The following is a 2,736-nucleotide window of genomic DNA, read 5'->3' as shown; positions in this document are numbered from 1 at the left end:
CGGCCGACAAGTTCAACGGGGCACCGGTCAGCGTCGGCCAGCACGAGGCCTTCGTGTGGACGATCTCGAAGGTCCACTGCACCGGCGCCACGTGCACCGCGTCGATGGTCTCCGGTGGCGGTTTGCACTACGCCTTGACCTCGGACGGGTCGCGGTGGACCGCCAAGTCCGAGGTCGGCCATGCTGCCTGCGGACCGAACGACTCACAGACCAACGATTTCGTCGCCACGGTGACCTTCAGGCCGACAACCACATCCTCGAGGCCGAAGACGTTCGTCGGGAAGTTCGAGGAGGTCCTCACGGGGGCGTGCCTCCCGGGCGGCGGCCATGTGTCAGCCACGCTGACGATGCGGCGGGCCTGACGCCCGGCCGACCTATGGTGTCAGCGACCACAAGCGGAGGGGTCTACATGACCACGGGGCGATGGTGCGGACGTCGGCAAGCACACCACGTCGCCGGCGATCAGCCGGCGACGTGGTGTGGGAGTTGGTCAGTAGGAGCAGTACGCGTAACCGGAGATGAAGCTGCCCCACCCGGTGATCGCGTTGTTGTTCAGGTCGGCCCACTGGTAGTAGTCCACGACCCGGTAGTACGTCGAGTAGTACGTGCCGCCGTACCAGTAGCCCGGGTCGACGGTGATGGTGTACTTGCCGTAGCTCGGCTGGCCGCTCAACCACGCCCAACTGCCCGACCCGCTTGACGTCGCCGCGCCGCTCTCGTAGTTGTAGGACCGGTAGGTCGTCCATTGCCCGTTGACCCATTTCTGCACGACCGGCGCCCAGTGCACGTTCTGGTAGCCGCCGTTCAGTGACGTCATGGCCGGCGCGTTTGCGATGACCCGGTTGTCTGGGCACGACCAGCCGCGGTCGGAGACAGTGCCCGTTGCCGCGTCCGCCGATCCGGCGCCGGCGAGCAGGCCGCCCCCGAGTGCTGTCGCCACGAGCAGGATCGTCGCGGCGCTGTGGCGCATCCGGTGGGTCATTGCCGATTTGATCGTCATCGTCTCGTCCTTTCCTCGTGCCCCCGTCCTGATCGGTGGCGTGGGAGGAGCGTCGCCTGTGACCCTGATCAGGTTCTTACCGCGGGCTTAAGGCCCCGGTACCTTGGAACCGACGCCGGGAGGTGGGGTCGATGGACATGCTCGATTTCCGGGTTCTCGGCCCGGTTTCGGTCATTCGTGACGGCGCGGAAGTCGCGCTCGGCGGGTTCAAACGACGAAGTCTTCTCGCGCTCCTGCTCGCCTCCGGGGGCCGCGTGGTCTCGACGCCCTCGATCGTCGACGCCCTCTGGGAAGACGAGCCGCCGCAGAGCGTCGTCTCCTCCATCCAGGTGTCGGTCTCAGTCCTCCGCGCCGCCTTCGGCGAGCGCAACCATGCCGGTCTACTCCAGACCGTGCCACCTGGTTACCGGCTGGTCCTCGCCCCGGGCCAGAGCGACCTTGACCGGTTCCGCGGGGAGTGCGCCGCGGGCCGCCGGGAAGAGGCGGCTGGCCGGGCCGCGACCGCTGCCGGGCACTACCGCCGCGCGCTCGGCGAGTGGTCCGGACGCGCGTTCGAGGACCTGGCCGGGCTACGGTTCGCCGACGAGCTCGCGACCCAGCTGGAAGAGGAGCGGCTTGCGACGCTCGACGCGCGGATCCGCGCCGATCTCGGCCAAGGCGCACACCACGATCTCGTGGCCGAACTCGCCGGCCTCGTCGACGCCTACCCGCTGCGCGAGTCATTCTGGCGGTACCTTCTTCTCGCGCTGTACCGCTGCGATCGCCAGGCCGACGCACTCGCCGCGTACCGCCGCCTTCGGGCCCACCTCCTTGACGAGCTGGGCGTCGAACCCAGCGCGCAGGTGCGCCAACTCGAGCGGCAGATCCTTGCTCAGGACCCGGCGCTCGACCTCCCGGCAGCCGGCACGGCAGGCCAGGCGGCCACCGAACGCGGGGACTTCGGCCTGGCACCCGCGGTTCTCGAGTTCGCCGACGGCGTACGCAGGCCGGTGCCGCCGACCGGCCTGCGCATCGGCCGGGACGTGAGCAACGACGTCGTGATCGACGACACCATGGTCAGCCGCAGGCATGCCGTCGTGGCGCCGACCGCAGCTGGGTACGCGTTCGTCGACCTCCACTCGACGAACGGCAGCCGGATCGCCGGACAACTCGTCGTAGGCGAGCAGATGCTGGCACACGGCGTCGAGATCTCCATCGGCTCGGCGAGGCTACGGTTCCTGATGACGCAGGGGGCGCCATGACAAGCGTTGGCTACCAGGTCGTCGGGCGAGTAGCCACCGCGGGCGGCGCCGTGGTGTGGCAGGCGCGGGACGTGTACGGCGTGGTCGAGGACGGCGAGCGGGCCCGCCGCTTGTAGTCGACCGCCGACATGGGCGTGGTCTAGGGTCGCGCCCAGTCACCGACATCGGAGGGTCCGGTATGCAGGCAATCGCGGGTTACACGCTGCTGGGGCGGTTGGGGTCGGGGACGTCGGGCACGGTGTGGAAGGCCCACGATGACGCGCTGGACCGGGTTGTGGCGATCAAGGCGCTGGATGCGCCGAGCGCGGAGTCGCGGGCGCAGTGGCGCAGTGAGGCGCAGGTGCTGGCCGCGCTGGATGACCCGCACCTGGTCGCCGTGTACGGCTACGCCGAGAACGCCGAGGGCGCCTACATCATCGAGGAATGGGTCGACGGTGCCCCGCTGACCGCTGTGCTCAGCGCCGGGCCGTTGTCCGCCGCGCAGGCCCTGGGCGT

Annotated in this window: 4 protein-coding genes; 3 read left to right on the top strand and 1 reads right to left on the bottom strand. The window is 69.4% G+C overall.

Annotated features, from left to right (window positions below):
* On the top strand, positions 1–362 hold a 362-nt coding region (locus VIM26_RS04900), incomplete at its 5' end, for a hypothetical protein (protein ID WP_331949233.1).
* Between the two features lie 128 nt (positions 363–490).
* Here VIM26_RS04900 and VIM26_RS04895 read toward each other — a convergent pair.
* A complete protein-coding gene (locus VIM26_RS04895) occupies positions 491–1,000 on the bottom strand; it encodes a hypothetical protein (RefSeq protein WP_331949232.1) in 510 nt (169 codons plus the stop codon).
* Positions 1,001–1,131: 131 nt separating this feature from the next.
* Between VIM26_RS04895 and VIM26_RS04890 the strand changes: the two genes are divergently transcribed.
* Together VIM26_RS04890 and VIM26_RS04885 are read left to right on the top strand one after the other, a co-directional pair.
* Positions 1,132–2,241, top strand: coding sequence for a BTAD domain-containing putative transcriptional regulator (locus VIM26_RS04890; protein WP_331949231.1), 1,110 nt, complete (start codon positions 1,132–1,134; stop codon positions 2,239–2,241).
* 178 nt (positions 2,242–2,419) lie between these two features.
* Positions 2,420–2,736: protein kinase domain-containing protein (locus VIM26_RS04885; protein WP_331949230.1), on the top strand; the 317-nt coding region annotated here is incomplete at its 3' end.

It is taken from the genome of Pengzhenrongella sp. (assembly GCF_036565025.1).
GTDB lineage: Bacteria > Actinomycetota > Actinomycetes > Actinomycetales > Cellulomonadaceae > Pengzhenrongella.
The sequence above is the reverse complement of the archived record's forward strand: the minus strand, read 5'-3'. Positions and strand labels throughout refer to the sequence as shown.

Bases quoted from the DNA above. Each gene is read 5' to 3' on its own strand.
- VIM26_RS04895 (WP_331949232.1), bottom strand. From the start codon at position 1,000: ATGACGATCAAATCGGCAATGACCCACCGGATGCGCCACAGCGCCGCG.
- VIM26_RS04890 (WP_331949231.1), top strand. From the start codon at position 1,132: ATGGACATGCTCGATTTCCGGGTTCTCGGCCCGGTTTCGGTCATTCGT.